Source organism: Nocardioides seonyuensis (assembly GCF_004683965.1).
In the GTDB taxonomy this organism is placed as follows: Bacteria; Actinomycetota; Actinomycetes; order Propionibacteriales; family Nocardioidaceae; genus Nocardioides; species Nocardioides seonyuensis.
The window spans coordinates 279,029-294,473 of sequence record NZ_CP038436.1 but is presented as its reverse complement, the minus strand read 5'-3'; the positions used below and the strand labels follow the sequence as shown (position 1 = coordinate 294,473).

16 protein-coding genes are annotated in these 15,445 nt (G+C 70.0%); 11 read left to right on the top strand and 5 right to left on the bottom strand.

Annotated features, from left to right (window positions below; all coding sequences use genetic code 11):
• Window positions 1-6: 6 nt before the first annotated feature.
• Genes EXE58_RS01445 through EXE58_RS01420 form a run of 6 tightly spaced genes read left to right on the top strand, consistent with a single transcriptional unit; the run spans window position 7 to window position 5,702 of the window.
• Window positions 7-2,052 carry a discoidin domain-containing protein gene (locus tag EXE58_RS01445; RefSeq protein WP_135266238.1) on the top strand — a complete coding sequence of 682 codons (2,046 nt, stop codon included), beginning with the start codon at window positions 7-9 and terminating at the stop codon, window positions 2,050-2,052.
• Between the two features lie 21 nt (window positions 2,053-2,073).
• Window positions 2,074-3,282: a kynureninase gene (locus EXE58_RS01440; RefSeq protein ID WP_135266237.1), complete on the top strand. Its 1,209-nt coding sequence runs from the start codon at window positions 2,074-2,076 to the stop codon at window positions 3,280-3,282.
• Window positions 3,279-4,289 carry a S66 family peptidase gene (locus EXE58_RS01435; protein WP_135266236.1) on the top strand — a complete coding sequence of 337 codons (1,011 nt, stop codon included), beginning with the start codon at window positions 3,279-3,281 and terminating at the stop codon, window positions 4,287-4,289. The genes EXE58_RS01440 and EXE58_RS01435 overlap by 4 nt, the downstream gene beginning before the upstream one ends.
• A gap of 10 nt (window positions 4,290-4,299) precedes the next feature.
• On the top strand, window positions 4,300-5,010 hold the full coding sequence (locus tag EXE58_RS01430; protein ID WP_135266235.1) for a GNAT family N-acetyltransferase: 711 nt from the start codon (window positions 4,300-4,302) through the stop codon (window positions 5,008-5,010).
• Window positions 5,010-5,426, top strand: coding sequence for a VOC family protein (locus tag EXE58_RS01425; protein WP_135266234.1), 417 nt, complete (start codon window positions 5,010-5,012; stop codon window positions 5,424-5,426). Before EXE58_RS01430 ends, EXE58_RS01425 begins: the two co-directional genes overlap by 1 nt.
• A gap of 57 nt (window positions 5,427-5,483) precedes the next feature.
• Window positions 5,484-5,702, top strand: coding sequence for a hypothetical protein (locus EXE58_RS01420; RefSeq protein WP_135266233.1), 219 nt, complete (start codon window positions 5,484-5,486; stop codon window positions 5,700-5,702).
• A gap of 59 nt (window positions 5,703-5,761) precedes the next feature.
• On the opposite strand, the gene EXE58_RS01415 is transcribed toward EXE58_RS01420, so the two are convergent.
• Window positions 5,762-7,282 (bottom strand): HNH endonuclease signature motif containing protein, encoded by a 1,521-nt coding sequence (locus EXE58_RS01415; protein WP_135266232.1) that lies wholly within the window; start codon window positions 7,280-7,282, stop codon window positions 5,762-5,764.
• A 186-nt stretch (window positions 7,283-7,468) separates the two neighbouring features.
• Here EXE58_RS01415 and EXE58_RS01410 point away from each other — a divergent pair, with 186 nt between their 5' ends.
• Entirely contained in the window at window positions 7,469-7,918 is a 450-nt protein-coding gene (locus tag EXE58_RS01410; protein WP_244242373.1) for a GNAT family N-acetyltransferase, read from the top strand.
• On the opposite strand, the gene EXE58_RS01405 is transcribed toward EXE58_RS01410, so the two are convergent.
• Window positions 7,912-8,358: a DUF6973 domain-containing protein gene (locus EXE58_RS01405; RefSeq protein WP_135266231.1), complete on the bottom strand. Its 447-nt coding sequence runs from the start codon at window positions 8,356-8,358 to the stop codon at window positions 7,912-7,914. The two genes, EXE58_RS01410 and EXE58_RS01405, sit on opposite strands and share 7 nt — an antisense overlap.
• A gap of 55 nt (window positions 8,359-8,413) precedes the next feature.
• Entirely contained in the window at window positions 8,414-9,103 is a 690-nt protein-coding gene (locus EXE58_RS01400) for a DUF981 family protein (RefSeq protein WP_135266230.1), read from the bottom strand.
• Window positions 9,104-9,235: 132 nt separating this feature from the next.
• Here EXE58_RS01400 and EXE58_RS01395 point away from each other — a divergent pair, with 132 nt between their 5' ends.
• The 4 genes from EXE58_RS01395 to ilvC all read left to right on the top strand — a co-directional run bounded on the left by EXE58_RS01395 (window position 9,236) and on the right by ilvC (window position 13,606).
• Entirely contained in the window at window positions 9,236-9,910 is a 675-nt protein-coding gene (locus tag EXE58_RS01395) for a 4a-hydroxytetrahydrobiopterin dehydratase (RefSeq protein ID WP_135266229.1), read from the top strand.
• A gap of 340 nt (window positions 9,911-10,250) precedes the next feature.
• The gene (locus tag EXE58_RS01390; RefSeq protein ID WP_135266228.1) at window positions 10,251-11,993 is read left to right on the top strand and encodes an acetolactate synthase large subunit; all 1,743 of its coding nucleotides are present in this window, start codon (window positions 10,251-10,253) and stop codon (window positions 11,991-11,993) included.
• Between the two features lie 7 nt (window positions 11,994-12,000).
• Window positions 12,001-12,543 (top strand): acetolactate synthase small subunit, encoded by a 543-nt coding sequence (gene ilvN / locus EXE58_RS01385; protein ID WP_135266227.1) that lies wholly within the window; start codon window positions 12,001-12,003, stop codon window positions 12,541-12,543.
• Between the two features lie 37 nt (window positions 12,544-12,580).
• Window positions 12,581-13,606, top strand: a complete 1,026-nt coding sequence (gene ilvC / locus EXE58_RS01380; protein WP_135266226.1) for a ketol-acid reductoisomerase — start codon at window positions 12,581-12,583, stop codon at window positions 13,604-13,606.
• A gap of 96 nt (window positions 13,607-13,702) precedes the next feature.
• Here ilvC and EXE58_RS01375 read toward each other — a convergent pair whose 3' ends face one another.
• Both EXE58_RS01375 and EXE58_RS01370 read right to left on the bottom strand, forming a co-directional pair.
• Entirely contained in the window at window positions 13,703-14,515 is an 813-nt protein-coding gene (locus EXE58_RS01375; RefSeq protein ID WP_135266225.1) for an ABC-2 transporter permease, read from the bottom strand.
• Entirely contained in the window at window positions 14,512-15,411 is a 900-nt protein-coding gene (locus EXE58_RS01370) for an ABC transporter ATP-binding protein (RefSeq protein ID WP_135266224.1), read from the bottom strand. Before EXE58_RS01370 ends, EXE58_RS01375 begins: the two co-directional genes overlap by 4 nt.
• Between the last annotated feature and the right edge of the window lie 34 nt (window positions 15,412-15,445).

The following is a 15,445-nucleotide window of genomic DNA, read 5'->3' as shown; positions in this document are numbered from 1 at the left end:
GATCCCATGTCTCGACCCACCCGCTCCCGGGTTCTGCTCGTCCTGGCCGTCGTCGTGCTCGCCCTCGGGATCCCGCTCGCTGCGGGAGGTGCGGCGTCCGCCGATGGGGACAGGTGGTGGGAGCCGGTGGACCGGCCCGTCCCTGACTCGCAGATCAACGTCGTCGGCGAGCCGCTCTCCGGCACGGACGCCCAGGGCGACGTGCGCGGCTTCCTCGAGGCCCACAACCACGTCTTCAGCAACGAGGGCTTCGGCGGCCGGATGATCTGCGGCAAAGTGTTCGACCCCGATGGCGACATCGAGGAGGCGCTCAAGGACTGCCCCGAGCACTACCCGAACGGGATCGGGGCCATCTTCGAGCACGTGACCGGCGGTGACGACGGCACCCACGACCCGGTCGGCTATCCGACCTTCACGCACTGGCCGTCCTACAAGTCGCTCTCCCACCAGCAGAACTACTACGCCTGGATGGAGCGTGCGTGGCGCGGCGGTGTGCGCGTGATGGTTAACGACCTGGTCACCAACGGCCTGATCTGCTCGCTCCTGCCTCGCGACCGCGGGTGCAACGAGATGGAGTCCATCCGTCTCCAAGCGGAGAAGACGCGTGAGCTGGAGTCCTTCGTCGACGACATGTACGGCGGTCCCGGCAAGGGTTGGTTCCGCATCGTCACCTCGCCCGAGCAGGCTCGACAGGTGGTCGAGGCCGGCAAGCTCGCCGTGGTCATGGGCGTCGAGATGTCCGAGCCGTTCGGCTGCAAGCAGGTGCTGGGGGTTCCCCAGTGCAGCAAGGCCGACATCGACCGCGGGCTCGACGAGTTCAAGGAGCTGGGCATCTCCTCGACGTTCCTGTGCCACAAGTTCGACAACGCGCTGTGCGGCGTCCGGTTCGACACCGGCACCACCGGCATCGCGGTCAACGCCGGCCAGTTCCTCTCCACCGGCACCTTCTGGCAGACCGAGAAGTGCACGGGCCCGGAGGCGGACAACCCCATCTCGAGCGACGACCTGACCGGACTGCTCAGCGACCTCGTCCCCGCCGACCCGCCGGCCTACGACCCGGCCAAGCGGTGCAACACCCGCGGGCTCACCGCACTGGGGGAGTACGCCCTGCGAGGCGCGATGAAGCGCAACATGATGGTCGAGCTCGACCACATGAGCGTGAAGGCCGCGGGCCGCACCCTCGACGTCATGGAGCAGGTCGGCTACCCGGGAGCGATCTCGAGCCACTCCTGGATGGAGCCGCTCTGGCACGAGCGGGTCTACGCGCTGGGCGGCCTGGTGGCGCAGTACGGCCACACGGCAGACCACTTCGTCGAGGAGTGGAGCCGCGAGGCGCCGCTGCGCGAGGAGTACGACAAGGCCTACGCGTTCGGCACCGACATGAACGGCGTCGGCGGCACGCCCGCTCCCCGGAACGGCACGACCGAGGTCGAGTACCCCTTCGAGAGCTTCGACGGCGGTTCGACCCTGGAGCGTCAGACCACCGGTGAGCGCACGTGGGACGTCAACGTCGACGGCGTCGCCCACTACGGCCTGGTGCCCGACTGGATCGAGGACCTCAGCCTCGTGGGTGGTGAGGAGATCGTGGACGACCTGGCCGCCGGCGCCGAGATGTACCTCGACACCTGGACGGCCACCAGCGACTGGACCGCGCAGACCAACCTCGCGCGCGGCAGGGCGACGACGGCGAGCTCGACCGAGTGGACCCTGTTCGGCCGGCTGGCTCCCGCCAGGGCCACGGACGGCGACCTCGGCACGCGCTGGGCCAGCGGCTGGTCCGACGACCAGTGGTTGCGGGTCGACCTCGGCGCTGTGCAACAGGTGGGGCGGGTCTCGCTCGACTGGGAGACCGCGCACGCGCTCGACTACGACGTCCAGGTCTCGGTCGACGGCTCCACCTGGACGACCGTGGCAGCGGTCAGGGGGAGCAACGGGTCTCTCGACACCTCGGTGTTCACTCCGCAGAGCGCCCGTCACGTCCGGGTGAAGATGCTCAGGCGCGCCACCCGCTACGGCTACTCGGTGCGCGAGGTGGAGGTCAACGCACGCTGACCCGTCTGGGAGAGTGGGCGGGTGAGCACCGCTGCAGAGCTCGACGCCGCCGACCCGCTCGCGTCCTACCGCGACCGGTTCGTCGGCGCTGCCTCCGACCTCGTCTACTTCGACGGCAACTCGCTGGGCCGGCCGCTGGTGTCCACCGCCGGGCGCCTGGGTGAGTTCGTCCGTGAGGACTGGGGAGGGCGCCTGATCCGCGGGTGGGACGAGCGCTGGATGGACGCCCCGACCAGACTGGGGGACGAGCTCGCCAGGACGGTCCTCGGCGCCGCTACGGGGCAGACGGTGGTCGCGGACGCGACGACGGTGTGGCTCTACAAGCTGATGCGAGCCGCCGTCGACGCCATGGGCCGACGCGACAGCTCGCGCACGGAGATCGTCCTCGACACCGACAACTTCCCGACCGACCGCTACGTCGCCGAGGGCATCGCGCGCGAGCGCGGCCTGCAGCTGCGCTGGATCGAGGTCGACAGCCGTGCCGGTGTCACCCCGGACCAGCTGGGTGAGGCGGTCTCGGAGCGGACCGCGCTCGTCGTCCTCTCCCACGTCGCCTACCGCTCGGCCTGGCTCGCCGACGCAGCCGGGCTCACCCGCATCGCCCACGACGCCGGTGCCCTGGTGCTGTGGGACCTGTGCCACTCGGCCGGCTCGGTGCCCGTCGAGCTCGACGCGTGGGACGTCGACCTCGCGGTGGGGTGCACCTACAAGTACCTCAACGGCGGGCCCGGCTCGCCCGCCTTCGGGTATGTCAGCGCGCGGCTGCAGGACGAGCTGACCCAGCCCATCCAGGGATGGATGGGTCACGCGGAGCCGTTCGCGATGGGTCCGGGCTACCGGCCCGCCTCCGGGATCCGACGGTTCCTCTCCGGCACGCCGCCGATCCTCGGCATGCTGCCGATGAAGGACATGCTGGGGCTCGTCGAGGCTGCCGGGATCGACGCGATCCGCGCGAAGTCGGTGGCCCTGACGTCGTACGCCGTCGAGCTCACCGACCGCCTGCTGCCGGAGGTGGCGGTCATCTCGCCACGCGACCCGGCCCTGCGCGGAGGGCACGTCACGTTCCACCATGAGCGCATGCGCGAAGTGACCGCTCGGCTTTGGCAGCGCGACGTCATCCCCGACTACCGCGACCCCGGTGGGCTCCGGATCGGCCTCTCGCCGCTGTCCACCTCCTTCGCCGAGGTCGAGGCCGGCCTCGCGGCCGTTGCCGAGGAGCTGCGCCGATGATCCGGTTCCCCGCTCCGCTGCGACCCGGTGACCGGATCGGCGTCACCTCCCCGTCCTCGGGAGTGGAGGGCGCGGGTGCCCGGCGCATCGAGTTCTGCGTCGACTGGCTGCGCGAGCGCGGCTACGCCGTCGAGGTCGGCGACTGCATGGACGGGTCGACCCACATCTCCGCACCCAAGGAGGCGCGGGCGGCCGAGCTGAACCGCATGCTCACCGACCCCGCGATCCGCGCCGTCGTCCCCCCGTGGGGCGGTGAGACCGCGATCGACCTCCTCGACCAGCTCGACTGGGACGCCATCGCCGCCGCCGAGCCCACGTGGTTCGTGGGCTGGTCCGACATCTCGACGCTGCTGCTGCCGATCACCCTGCGCACCGGGGTGGCGACGCTCCACGGCGACAACCTGGCCGACACGCCCTACTCGGTCCCAGACGGCCTGGTCCACTGGCTCGACGTCGCCGGCGCCACCGGTCCCGTCGTCCAGCGCCAACCCGGGCTCATCGCCGACTGGGTGCGCTTCGAGGAGGACCACACCGCGACCGAGTGGAAGCGTGTGGGCGTGGGGGAGTGGAGCCTGCACGGCGCTGATCGTCTGGCAGCGACCGGGCGGCTGCTCGGGGGATGCCTCGACACGGTCAGTGCGCTGACCGGGACGCCGTACGGCGACGTGGCCGGCTTCGCCCGCGACCACTGCCCCGAGGGGACGATCATCTACCTCGAGGTGTGCGAGGACGACGCCTTCACGAGCTGTCGCGAGTTCCACAACCTTCGCTACGCCGGGTGGTTCGACGCCGCCAACGCCATCCTGATCGGCCGAACCAAGGCTCCCGACTCCAGCACCCTGACCCAGCGCGAGGGGGTGCTCGACGCGCTCGGCGACCTCGGCCTCCCGATCGTCTTCGACGTGGAGTTCGGCCACGTGCCGCCGAAGCTCCAGCTCCTCAACGGCGCTCTCGCGACCGTCGAGGTGGGTCCCGACGTCCGTCAGATCACTCAGGAGCTCCGATGAGGAAGGCACGATGACCACCACGAACGAGCACGGTCAGCGAATCGGACGCGAGGTCGAGTGGGCCCCCCGGCTGCGACCTGAGCCGGTGCTGCTGGAGGGCAAGGGCGTGCGGCTCGAGCCGATGTCGGCCGAGCACGTCGACGACCTCTTCGAAGCGGTCTGCGACGAGCGCGACGAGTCCCTGTGGACCTACCTGTTCCAGGAGAGGCCGACGACGCGCGACGGGCTCGCGGCGTTGCTCGAGACCGCCGTCGCAGACCCCGCCACGGTGCCGTACGCCATCGTGCCGGTCGAGACGGGCCGCGCCGCCGGGTTCAGCTCTCTGATGCGCATCGACCCCGCGATGGGCTCGGTGGAGGTCGGCGGCATCTGCTTCGGGCGCCAGCTCCAGAGGTCACGGGCCGCGACCGAGGCGATGTACCTCCTGATGCGCCACGTCTTCGACGACCTCGGCTACCGCCGCTACGAGTGGAAGTGCGACAGCCTCAACGCGCCGTCGCGGCGCGCTGCGGTCCGCCTCGGGTTCATCTGGGAGGGCCGGTTCCGCAACGCCCTCGTCTACAAGGGCCGCAACCGCGACACCGACTGGTTCTCGATCACCGACCGCGAGTGGCCGCGCGTGCGCAAGGCGCTCGAGGACTGGCTCGACGACCGCAACTTCGACGCCATGGGCCGCCAGCGCGTCCGTCTTGCCGCCCGCCCCACCCCACCGGAGGCGTGATGGACCAGCGCGTCAGCTTCATCACGCTCGCCGTGCGCGACCTGGCGGCCAGTCAGGCCTTCTACGTCAGCGGCCTCGGCTGGGAGGCCGAGCTGCAGGTGCCCGGCGAGGTGCTGATGTTCCGGGTCGCCGACAAGGTCGTGCTGTCGCTGTGGGACGAAGCCCACTTCACCGCTGAGGTCGGTACGGCGCCCGCGCGCGGCGGCATCCCTCCTCTCACCCTCGCTCACAACGTCGCATCCCCGGAGGGCGTGGACCGCTGCCTGGAGCAGGCCCGGACGGCCGGCGCCAGCCACGTGGGTGAGCCGGCCGAGCGCGAGTGGGGTGGTTACACCGGCTACTTCGCAGACCCCGACGGCTTCCGCTGGGAGGTCGCCTTCAACCCCGGCGAGATCGGTCAGTCCGTGCTGCCGTGAAGGTCTGGGTCCGTCGGGGCGGGTGACTCGGGAGGCCGGGTCCACAAGGATGTCCTGATGCGTCGCTTCGACCCGCCCGCCCTGTACGCCGCCCTCGACTCGGAGCGGTCCAGCCGTGGGCTGACGTGGAGCCAGGTCGCAGCAGAGGTGGGCGTGAGCCTCGGGACCATCCGGCGCCTCAGGGAGTACGGCAGGTTCGAGGCCGACGGCATCCTCACCCTGGCGCGGTGGGTGGGGCGTCCGGTGGAGGAGTCCACTCGCGAGACCAGCTGTTGACCTGTCTGGACATGCCGGTCGCCCCGCCGGGTGTCGCTGCGGCGGGGTGCGGGGCGGGGTCAATGTCGTGGGTCGTCGTTGGTTGAGGAAGGACGGAGCACTTCGCTGGTTGAGGAAGGACGGAGTCCTGTCTCGAAACCAGGTGATGCGATTGGCGTGGTGCCTTCAGGGTCTCTCAGGTACCGGTGGCCGTCAGGGCTGGTCCACTCGAAGACACCGGGGTCGACCATGGTGTAGCGCCAGCCGGTGTGGGTCTTGAGGCGGTGGTGGAAGGTGCACAGGGCGGCGAGGTTCTGTGTCTCGGTTGGCCCGGGTTGGGGTCTGCCTTCTGCTTGTGCGTCGTGGTCGTAGGAGGTGATGTGGTCGACCTGGCAGCGGCGGGCTGGCCTGGTGCAGTGGGGGAACACGCAGGTCCGGTCTCGCAGGGTGACGTGTTCGCGGATCCGGTCGGGGATCGCGTAGCCGTTGGCTCGCTTCGGCTGGTTGAGGTCGATGACGGGCTTGAGGACGACCTTGGTGTGGGAGTCGCCGCACCAGGACCTGACCTGATCGAGCAGGAGGAGACGCATGCCTTCCTCCATGCGGCCGAGGTGGTCGAAGGAGATCCCACCGTCACCGACTGCGGCGGCGGTGAGGTGGATGTGGAGGACGAGCTGGCGGGCCGCGGGGGTTTCGAGACGGCGCTGGCGCGCCTCCTCAACCACCGAACTCGGCTCAACCACGGAAGGTGGCTGGCCGTCCTCAACCACCGAACCCCGCTCAGCCGCCGAGGAGTCGTGACCGAGGAGGCCGGCGAGGTCCATCGAGGTCTGGGTGCGGACGAGGTGGCCGAGCGCGGTGGCGCGGCGGGCGTCAAGGCTGTCGGTGGAGCCGAGTGCCTTCAGGACTGCGGCGTGGTGGGCCAGGGTGTGGTCGAGGTCGAGCGCGTCGATCAGGTCGAGGGATGCGTTGACGGCGATGGTGCCGCACCGGGAGACGACGTCCTTCTCGATGGTGACGTGCCGGGTCTCGCCCGGTGACCTCTCGTCGTCGGGGTCGGTGGTGTCGAGCTGGAACCGGGTGATGGCCTCGGTCACCAGCCGGTCGAGCTGGGCGGCGCCGACCTTGCCGGCAACGGCGGCGACCTGGGCGTCGATCCAGCCGGCGGCTTCGAGGGTCAGGGCGGGGGAGGCGTGGGCGGTGGCCTCTGCCACGAGCCGGGCCCGCCACGCCGGCACCTGACCGGACTGGACGGCTGCCCAGAGCCGGGGGAGGCGGTGCCTGAGTTCGAGGGCGTTGCCGATCAGCCGCTTCGCCGCCGTGGACGAGACGCCCAGGACGGCGCCGAGCTCGGCGCAGCAGAACTCCGCCACCAGCGGCGTGCCGGGTCCGGCGAGGGGTTCCTCGTGCTCACAGCCCGGCATCGAGAACCCGGCGGCGTGGTGGATCGACTCCGGTGGGTGCAGGTCAGCCCACTCGGCAGCCAGGGTCAGGACATCCGCGGCGGCCCTGTTCTCGATCGCTCGTCGTTCCTTCACCGCCGCCAGCACCGCAGCCGCAGAACCCGGCTGCGTCATGGTGGTGGCGGCGGTGGTGGACATGACTCAATCCAACAGGAGACCACTGACAGTCGGAGGTCGAGGAAAGCGCCATTCCACAAGGGTTTCGAGACAGGACTCCGTCCTTCCGCAACCAACGATGGCGGGTGGTTTCGAGACAGGACTCGTCCCTCCTCAACCACCGAGATCGACGGCAACCACCGGCCGCCGGGCTGGCAGGGTGTGCGGGTGCCCACCCCAGACCTGGACGTCGTCGTCGCCACCGGCCCGCTCCTCGAGGACTGGCGTGCCATCCACAACGCCATCATCCCGACCGATCCGCTGTCCGCGGACGACGTCGCCGAGCGGGCCACCCGTCACCGCCTCACGCTGGCCTACTCCGGTCGCGAGCTGGTCGGGAACGCCACCGTGCGTCCGCCGCAGGACCCCGACGCGATCGCGACGGTGATCGTCCGCGTCCTGCCGGACCATCGCCGACGTGGACACGGCACCGCCTACCTGCAGCACGAGCTGGCCGAGGCGACCAACCTGGGAGCCCGGCGCATCGAGACCGTCGTGCTCGAGACCAACACCGATGGGTTCGCCTTCGCACTGGCCCACGGCTTCGTCGAGCACGACCGCTACGTCCTCGACGGTGACACCGTCGCCTACGTCGACCTGCACCTACCTGGTCACTGAGGCCGGACCCACACCAGCTCGCCGGCCTCCCACTTGGCCAGCCCGACCGGCACGAGGAGCGACAGGGCGTCGCCGATGGAGCCGATACGCAGCTCGGGGTGGGCGGCGCCGTACTCCTGGCCGACCGCGTTGTTGTGGTGGTCGACCTGCGAGTCGCGACGGTTGGGAGTGCCTGTCTCCTGCGCCTGGGCGACCGAGTGCGCGACGTGCTGGCCGAAGCGCGCGGTCAGGAGCGCCTGCCACATGAAGTGGCGCAGGGCGTTGGCGCGACCAGGGGTGCCGCTGCCGTGCGCAGCAGCACTGCGCAGCGATGCCTCGGAGATGCGGAGCACCTGTACGACACCCGCGGGGCCGACGCCGGCGCGGGCGGCGGCAGAGGCGAGTCGCGGGACGCCCGACGCCGAGTGGACCGCCTGCCGCACGAGGTCGCCGAGAGCCATGCCAGCACTCTAGGAGTGCTGGCACGGCTCTGGCACCATCCGGAGGGTCAGGCACTCACCACTTGTAGGACGTGCCGTAGGCGATGTTGTGGTACATGCCGATGTGCGTGTAGAAGTTCATCGCGCCGAACAGCAGGAACACCGCGCCGCCGATGACCCAGGCCCACACGGCCCAGCGCAGCAGCTGCGGCCGCTCGGTCCACAGGGCGAGGGCGAAGAGCAGCGCACCGAGGGCGACGACGCCCCACAGGCCTCCGAGGAAGAGCGCCTCGAGGATCGGCAGGTGGCCGAAGCGTCCGCTGATGGGTTCCTCCGGAGGGGCTGCGCCGAGCTGGAACCGCACGAACGTGATGGCCAGCACGGCCATGCCCAGGCCGAGGGCGCCGACGAAGATGCCTGCGGGCTTGAGAGAGGCGAGTGCGCTGGCGTTGGCCGCCTCGACGTCGCCGGCGAAGAGCGAGCGGTTGCGCCAGAGGTAGACCGCGGTCAGCAGGAGGAGCGCCCCGAACCCGGCGGCGGGCTGGCCGAAGGCGATGTTGGCGTACTCGAACCCGTCGCCGCCGAAGGGCCACGTCATCGTCGTGTGCAGTCCCAGGACCAGCAACAGCACCCCGGTGACGCCGAAGAACGCCGCCCACCCCTCGCTGTCCACCCGCTTGGTCTTGATCAGTGTCGACAGGAAGGCCGCGAACCCCAGGAGACCTGCTCCGGCGGTCACCGCGACCAGCTCGTTGTAGACGACCATGTCGGCCGCTCCTTTCATGAACCTATGTAGTTGAAGATCGAACTACCTCTCTCAACCAACCGGATCACCTATCCATTCCAGAGACCCTCGCGGCACTGGTCAGTGGTCCCGCCTGGTGGCAGGGTGGCTCGCATGACCGACCCGAAGCAGACGCTCACCCACCGGGACGTGCTCGACGCCGATCTTGCTGACTGGCGACAGGTACTGGGCAGGATCAAGGCCCGTTTTCGGACGGGCGACTTCGCCACCGGGCTCCGGCTGGTCAACCGCATCGGTGAGGCGGCGGAAGCTGCCAACCACCACCCCGACATCACGCTCACCTATCCCGAGGTCCTCGTGACGCTGTCCAGCCACGACGTCGGTGGCATCACCTCGCGCGACGTCGACCTGGCGCGTCAGATCAGCCAGTACGCCGCCGAGCTCGGCGCCACCGCCGACGTCTCGGGGATCACCCAGCTCGAGATCGGGCTCGACACCGAGTCGGGTGCCCGCCACGCGGAGTTCTACGCGGCGCTGCTCGGCGGCGAGGTGAAGAACGGGGAGCCGACCGACCCGAGCGGCCAGGTGCCGCTGATCTGGTGGCAGGAACCCGACGAGGAGGACGACCACCCGCTTCCGGAGCAGGACTTCGACCAGCGGTGGCACTTCGACGTGTGGGTGCCGATCGACGAGGGGCCGAAGCGGGTCGAGGCGGCCCTGGCCGCCGGCGGCACCCTGGTGAGCGACGACCGAGCTCCGGCCTACTGGGTGATCGCCGACGCCGACGGCAACCGGTCGTGCGTGTGCACGGTCGCCTACCGCGACTGAATCGAGCGGGGGTCTCGTGACGGGACCCTTCGAGACGGCCGTGGACGGCCTCCTCAGATCGGCGCCTCGCCCTTCCTCGACCAGCGGGATGGGACACATCGCGAGACCGGCGTACCAAATAGTGGGACGCGTGACACACTGACTTGACGCTGGCGAGCCCGGCGGCGACGGTTGTCTCATGCGCGAGTTCATTCTTGTACGCACGCGACGCGTGAGCTGAGGTCCACCGGACCGAGCGCACACGCGTCACCCCTCGTCGCCCACCCGGGCCGAGGGGTTTTTTGTTGGGCAGCACCAGATCGCAGTCGGCACTGGCTCGAAGGACGAGGTTGAGGAAGTCATGACGCAGCACGGGCAGGTCACAGGAGCGCAGAGCCTGATCACCTCGCTGGAGGCCGTCGGCGTCACCGACATCTTCGGCATCCCGGGCGGCGCGATCCTTCCGGCCTACGACCCGTTGATGGACTCCCAGCGCATCCGGCACATCCTCGTGCGCCACGAGCAGGGCGCCGGCCACGCAGCCCAGGGCTACGCCGCCGCCACCGGCAAGGTGGGCGTCTGCATGGCCACCTCCGGCCCGGGTGCGACCAACCTGGTGACGCCGCTGGCCGACGCCCACATGGACTCCGTCCCGATGGTCGCCGTCACCGGCCAGGTCGGCGCGTCGATGATCGGGACCGACGCCTTCCAGGAGGCGGACATCCGCGGCATCACGATGCCGATCACCAAGCACGGCTTCCTGGTCACCGACCCTGCCGAGATCCCGCGCACCATCGCCGAGGCCTTCCACCTCGCCTCGACGGGTCGCCCCGGCCCGGTGCTGGTCGACGTCGCCAAGTCCGCCCTCCAGGCGCTCACCTCCTTCGAGTGGCCGACCGAGCTGCAGCTGCCCGGCTACCGCCCGGTGACCAAGCCCCACGCCAAGCAGATCAAGGAGGCCGCGCGGCTGATCACCGAGTCGCGCCGCCCGGTGCTCTATGTCGGCGGCGGTGTGATCCGGGCGGGCGCCTCCCGTGAGCTCGCCGAGCTCGCGGCGCTCACCGGGATCCCCGTGGTGACCACCCTCATGGCGCGCGGCGCGTTCCCCGACAGCCACCCGCAGCACCTCGGCATGCCCGGCATGCACGGCACGGTGGCTGCGGTCGCCGGCCTGCAGAAGAGCGACCTCATCATCAGCCTCGGCGCGCGCTTCGACGACCGGGTCACCGGCAACCTCGACTCCTTCGCGCCCCACGCCCAGGTCATCCACGCCGACATCGACCCGGCCGAGATCGGCAAGAACCGCCACGTCGACGTGCCGATCGTGGGGGACTGCAAGGAGGTCATCGCCGACCTGCTGACGCTCCTGCGCGAGACCGGCGAGCAGGGCGACTACGAGGCGTGGGTCGCCTTCCTCGCGGGCGTCAAGCAGCGCTACCCGTTGGGGTACGACACCCCGCCCGGCGGCGCGCTCGCTCCCCAGCACGTCCTGGAGCGGCTCGGCGCCATCGCCGGCCCGGAGGCGATCTACTGCGCCGGCGTGGGTCAGCACCAGATGTGGGCGGCGCACTTCGTCGGCTACGAGCGACCCAACACGTGGATCAACTCCGGCGGCCTCGGCACGATGGGCTACGCCGTTCCCGCCGCGATGGGCGCCAAGGTCGGCATGCCCGACTCGACCGTGTGGGCCATCGACGGTGACGGCTGCTTCCAGATGACCAACCAGGAGCTCGCCACCTGCGCGATCAACGACATCCCGATCAAGGTCGCGATCATCAACAACGAGTCGCTCGGCATGGTGCGCCAGTGGCAGACGCTGTTCTACAACGAGCGCTACTCCAACACCGACCTCCACAGCAAGCGCATCCCCGACTTCGTCAAGCTCGCCGAGGCCTACGGCTGCGTGGGCCTGGCATGCGACTCGCCGGCCGACGTCGACGCCACCATCGAGAAGGCTATGGCGATCGATGACCAGCCGGTCGTGGTGGACTTCCGTGTCCACCGCGACGCGATGGTGTGGCCGATGGTCGCCGCCGGCACCAGCAACGACGAGATCAAGTACGCCCGCGACCTGGCTCCCGACTTCGACGAGAACGACCTGTGAGGAACTGATGTCCAAGCACACCCTGTCCGTCCTCGTCGAGAACAAGCCGGGCGTCCTGGCCCGGATCGCGAGCCTCTTCTCCCGTCGCGGCTTCAACATCGACAGCCTCGCGGTCGGCCCGACCGAGCATCCCGAGGTGTCCCGGATGACCATCGTGGTCAACGTCGAGGAGTCCCCGCTCGAGCAGGTCACCAAGCAGCTCAACAAGCTGGTCGAGGTCCTCAAGATCGTCGAGCTCGACGGGCCGTCGTCGATCAGCCGCGAGCTGCTGCTGGTCAAGGTCCGTGCCGAGGCGTCCTCGCGGGGTGCCGTGCTCGACGCCGTCCAGCTCTTCCGCGCCAAGGTCGTCGACGTCGCCCCGGACGCCATCACCATCCAGGCGGTCGGCAACTCCGACAAGCTGTCCGACCTGCTGCGCGTCCTGGAGCCCTTCGGCATCCGCGAGCTCGTGCAGTCGGGCATGGTCGCGATCGGCCGCGGGTCCCGCTCCGTCAGCGAGCGCAGCCTCCGACCGGTCCCCGTGCCGGCGCCCGCCGCCCTCAACCTCTAGAAGCAACCCACCACCCCAACCCGAAGGAGAGCCCCCAGTGGCTGAGATGTTCTACGACGACGACGCCGACCTGGCCCTGATCCAGGGCAAGAACGTCGCCGTGATCGGCTACGGCAGCCAGGGCCACGCCCACGCGCTCAACCTGCGCGACTCCGGTGTCGACGTGCGCGTCGGCCTGCCCGAGGGGTCGAAGTCCCGTGCCAAGGCCGAGGACGAGGGCCTGCGCGTGCTCACCCCGGCGGAGGCGGTCCAGGAGGCCGACGTCATCGTCGTGCTCGCCCCTGACCAGGTGCAGCGCCACCTCTACAAGGAGTCGATCGAGCCCCACATCGCCGCGGGCGACACGCTCGTCTTCGGCCACGGGTTCAACGTCCGCTTCGGCTACATCCAGGCACCCGAGGGTGTCGACGTCATCCTGGTCGCCCCCAAGGCTCCCGGCCACACCGTGCGCCGCGAGTTCGTCGCCGGCCGTGGCATCCCCGACATCATCGCCGTCGAGCAGGACGCCTCCGGGAGTGCCTGGGAGCTCGCGAAGTCCTACGCCAAGGCCATCGGTGGCACCCGCGCGGGTGTCATCAAGACGACCTTCACCGAGGAGACCGAGACCGACCTCTTCGGCGAGCAGGCCGTGCTGTGCGGCGGCGTCTCCCACCTGGTGCAGGCGGGCTTCGAGACCCTGACCGAGGCCGGCTACCAGCCCGAGATCGCCTACTTCGAGGTGCTCCACGAGCTGAAGCTCATCGTCGACCTCATGTGGGAGGGCGGCATCGCCAAGCAGCGCTGGTCGGTCTCCGACACGGCCGAGTACGGCGACTACGTCTCCGGGCCGCGCGTCATCACCCCCGAGGTGAAGGCGAGCATGAAGTCGATCCTCGAGGACATCCAGAGCGGCGCGTTCGCGCAGCGGTTCATCGACGACCAGGACAACGGCGGCAAGGAGTTCCTGGAGCTCCGCGAGAAGGAGGCCGCCCACTCCATCGAGGCCACCGGCCGCGACCTGCGCGCCCACTTCGCGTGGAAGCAGCAGGACGCCGACTACACCGAGGGCTCCGCCGCGCGCTGACGCGTCCTCCGACCGGGCAATGCATGCCACTGACCGGGCACGAGCTCTGGGAGCTCGTGCCCGGTCAGTGCGTCGACGGTGCCTGTGCCCGCCCGCTCACTTCACCTCGGAGCGGCGGAGGAAGAGCAGCCCGACGACCAGCGGCAGCACGATCCAGATGGCGGTGGTCGAGCCGAGCATCGCCCACTCCCTGGCGGTGTCGGTGTTGCCCCCGAAGAGCTCCACCTGCGTGTGGTTCCAGTCGATCCACGGCTGCAGGTCGGCGAACCAGGCGCGCACCGAGGCGAGCAGCGCGAGGATGCCGGGCAGGACCAGCGAGACCACGAAGTAGCCGACGATCGCGGCCGCGGAGCTCCGGAGCACGACGCCGAGGGTGAAGCCGATGGCCATGCCGACCAGGTTGCCCAGGACGATCTGGGGTGCGGTCGCCAGCGAGATGTTCCAGACCGTGTCGACGCCGGCGAGCGCGGAGCCCACCAGGTTGCCGAGGGCACCGACGGCGAACGCGACGGCCATGGAGACCACGCCGACCAGGAAGGTGGCGATCGCCTTGGCACCGATCACCCGGGCCCGGCCCGGCACGAGCGTGAACGTGGTGAGCCCGCTGCGCTGGCTCCACTCGCTCGTGACGGCCAGGATCGCGATCATCGGCAGGATCACCGACATGGGGAAGCCGATCGCGGTCGCAAAGGCCTCGTAGGTGATCTCCTCGTCGGGGGCGAAGACGATGGTCGCCGCTGTCGCGAGCAGGGAGAGCGCCCCGATGCTGATGAGCATCCAGAAGCCCGAGCGGGTGTTGAACATCTTGCGGAGCTCGACCTTGACCAGGCGGGTGGTCGGGATCGTGCGTGTCGTACGACGACTGGGGGCGACCGTCGCGGTGTCGGGGATGGTGGTCGTGGCGGTCATGCCGCTACTCCTTCTCGTTGGGTGTCGGCAGTGAGCGACAGGAACATGTCTTCGAGTCCCGCGCCCTCGGCGGACCGGAGCTCGGTGAGGGCGATGCCGGCGGCCAGGGCCACCGCACCGACGTGGGAGGGGTCAGCGTCCGTGCGGACCGACCCGTCGCCGGCGAGCGTGCTGGGGATCCCGGCCAGCTCGAGGGCGTGCGCCAGGTCCCGAGGCGTAGCGCTGCGGGCCAGGGTGCCGGCCGCGGCGAGCAGCTCGTCCTTGGTGCCCGACGCCACGATCTTGCCGTTGCCGATGACGACCAGGTCGTCGGCGATGACCTCGATCTCGTGCAGCAGGTGCGACGAGAGCAGCACGGTGCCGCCCTTGTCGGCGTACCCGCGGAGCAGGTCGCGCATCCAGCGGATGCCGGCCGGGTCGAGGCCGTTCGCAGGCTCGTCGAGGATCAGCACCCGTGGGTCGCCCAGGAGGGCGGTGGCGATGCCGAGGCGCTGGCGCATGCCGAGCGAGTAGTTGCGCACGCGGCGCTTGGCCTCGCCCGGGGTCAGGCTGACGAGGTCGAGCATCTCGTCGACCCGCTTGCGCGGGAGCCCCATCGTGTCGGCGGCGACCGTGAGGATCTCCCGTCCCGTACGACCGGCGTGCTGCGCGGAGGCGTCGAGGAGGACGCCGACCTCGAGCCCGGGGTTGGGCAGGTCGGCGAAGTTGACGCCGTCGATGGTGGCCGAGCCGGCGCTCGGAACGGTGAGACCGACCATGACTCGCATCGTGGTGGACTTGCCGGCCCCGTTGGGACCGAGGAACCCGGTCACGCGGCCGGGCTGGGCGGTGAAGGAGACGTCGTCGACGGCGGTGAAGCCGGCGTACCTCCGGGTCAGTGAGTCAACTGTGATCATGGGCCCAACCCTCGCCGCGACGGGGACGGTCGCG

Bases quoted from the DNA above. Each gene is read 5' to 3' on its own strand.
- EXE58_RS01420 (WP_135266233.1), top strand. From the start codon at position 5,484: ATGCGTCGCTTCGACCCGCCCGCCCTGTACGCCGCCCTCGACTCGGAG.
- EXE58_RS01400 (WP_135266230.1), bottom strand. From the start codon at position 9,103: ATGGTCGTCTACAACGAGCTGGTCGCGGTGACCGCCGGAGCAGGTCTC.
- EXE58_RS01370 (WP_135266224.1), bottom strand. From the start codon at position 15,411: ATGATCACAGTTGACTCACTGACCCGGAGGTACGCCGGCTTCACCGCC.
- EXE58_RS01425 (WP_135266234.1), top strand. From the start codon at position 5,010: ATGGACCAGCGCGTCAGCTTCATCACGCTCGCCGTGCGCGACCTGGCG.
- EXE58_RS01395 (WP_135266229.1), top strand. From the start codon at position 9,236: ATGACCGACCCGAAGCAGACGCTCACCCACCGGGACGTGCTCGACGCC.
- EXE58_RS01430 (WP_135266235.1), top strand. From the start codon at position 4,300: ATGACCACCACGAACGAGCACGGTCAGCGAATCGGACGCGAGGTCGAG.
- EXE58_RS01435 (WP_135266236.1), top strand. From the start codon at position 3,279: ATGATCCGGTTCCCCGCTCCGCTGCGACCCGGTGACCGGATCGGCGTC.
- EXE58_RS01415 (WP_135266232.1), bottom strand. From the start codon at position 7,282: ATGTCCACCACCGCCGCCACCACCATGACGCAGCCGGGTTCTGCGGCT.
- EXE58_RS01390 (WP_135266228.1), top strand. From the start codon at position 10,251: ATGACGCAGCACGGGCAGGTCACAGGAGCGCAGAGCCTGATCACCTCG.
- EXE58_RS01405 (WP_135266231.1), bottom strand. From the start codon at position 8,358: ATGGCTCTCGGCGACCTCGTGCGGCAGGCGGTCCACTCGGCGTCGGGC.
- EXE58_RS01375 (WP_135266225.1), bottom strand. From the start codon at position 14,515: ATGACCGCCACGACCACCATCCCCGACACCGCGACGGTCGCCCCCAGT.
- EXE58_RS01445 (WP_135266238.1), top strand. From the start codon at position 7: ATGTCTCGACCCACCCGCTCCCGGGTTCTGCTCGTCCTGGCCGTCGTC.
- ilvN (WP_135266227.1), top strand. From the start codon at position 12,001: ATGTCCAAGCACACCCTGTCCGTCCTCGTCGAGAACAAGCCGGGCGTC.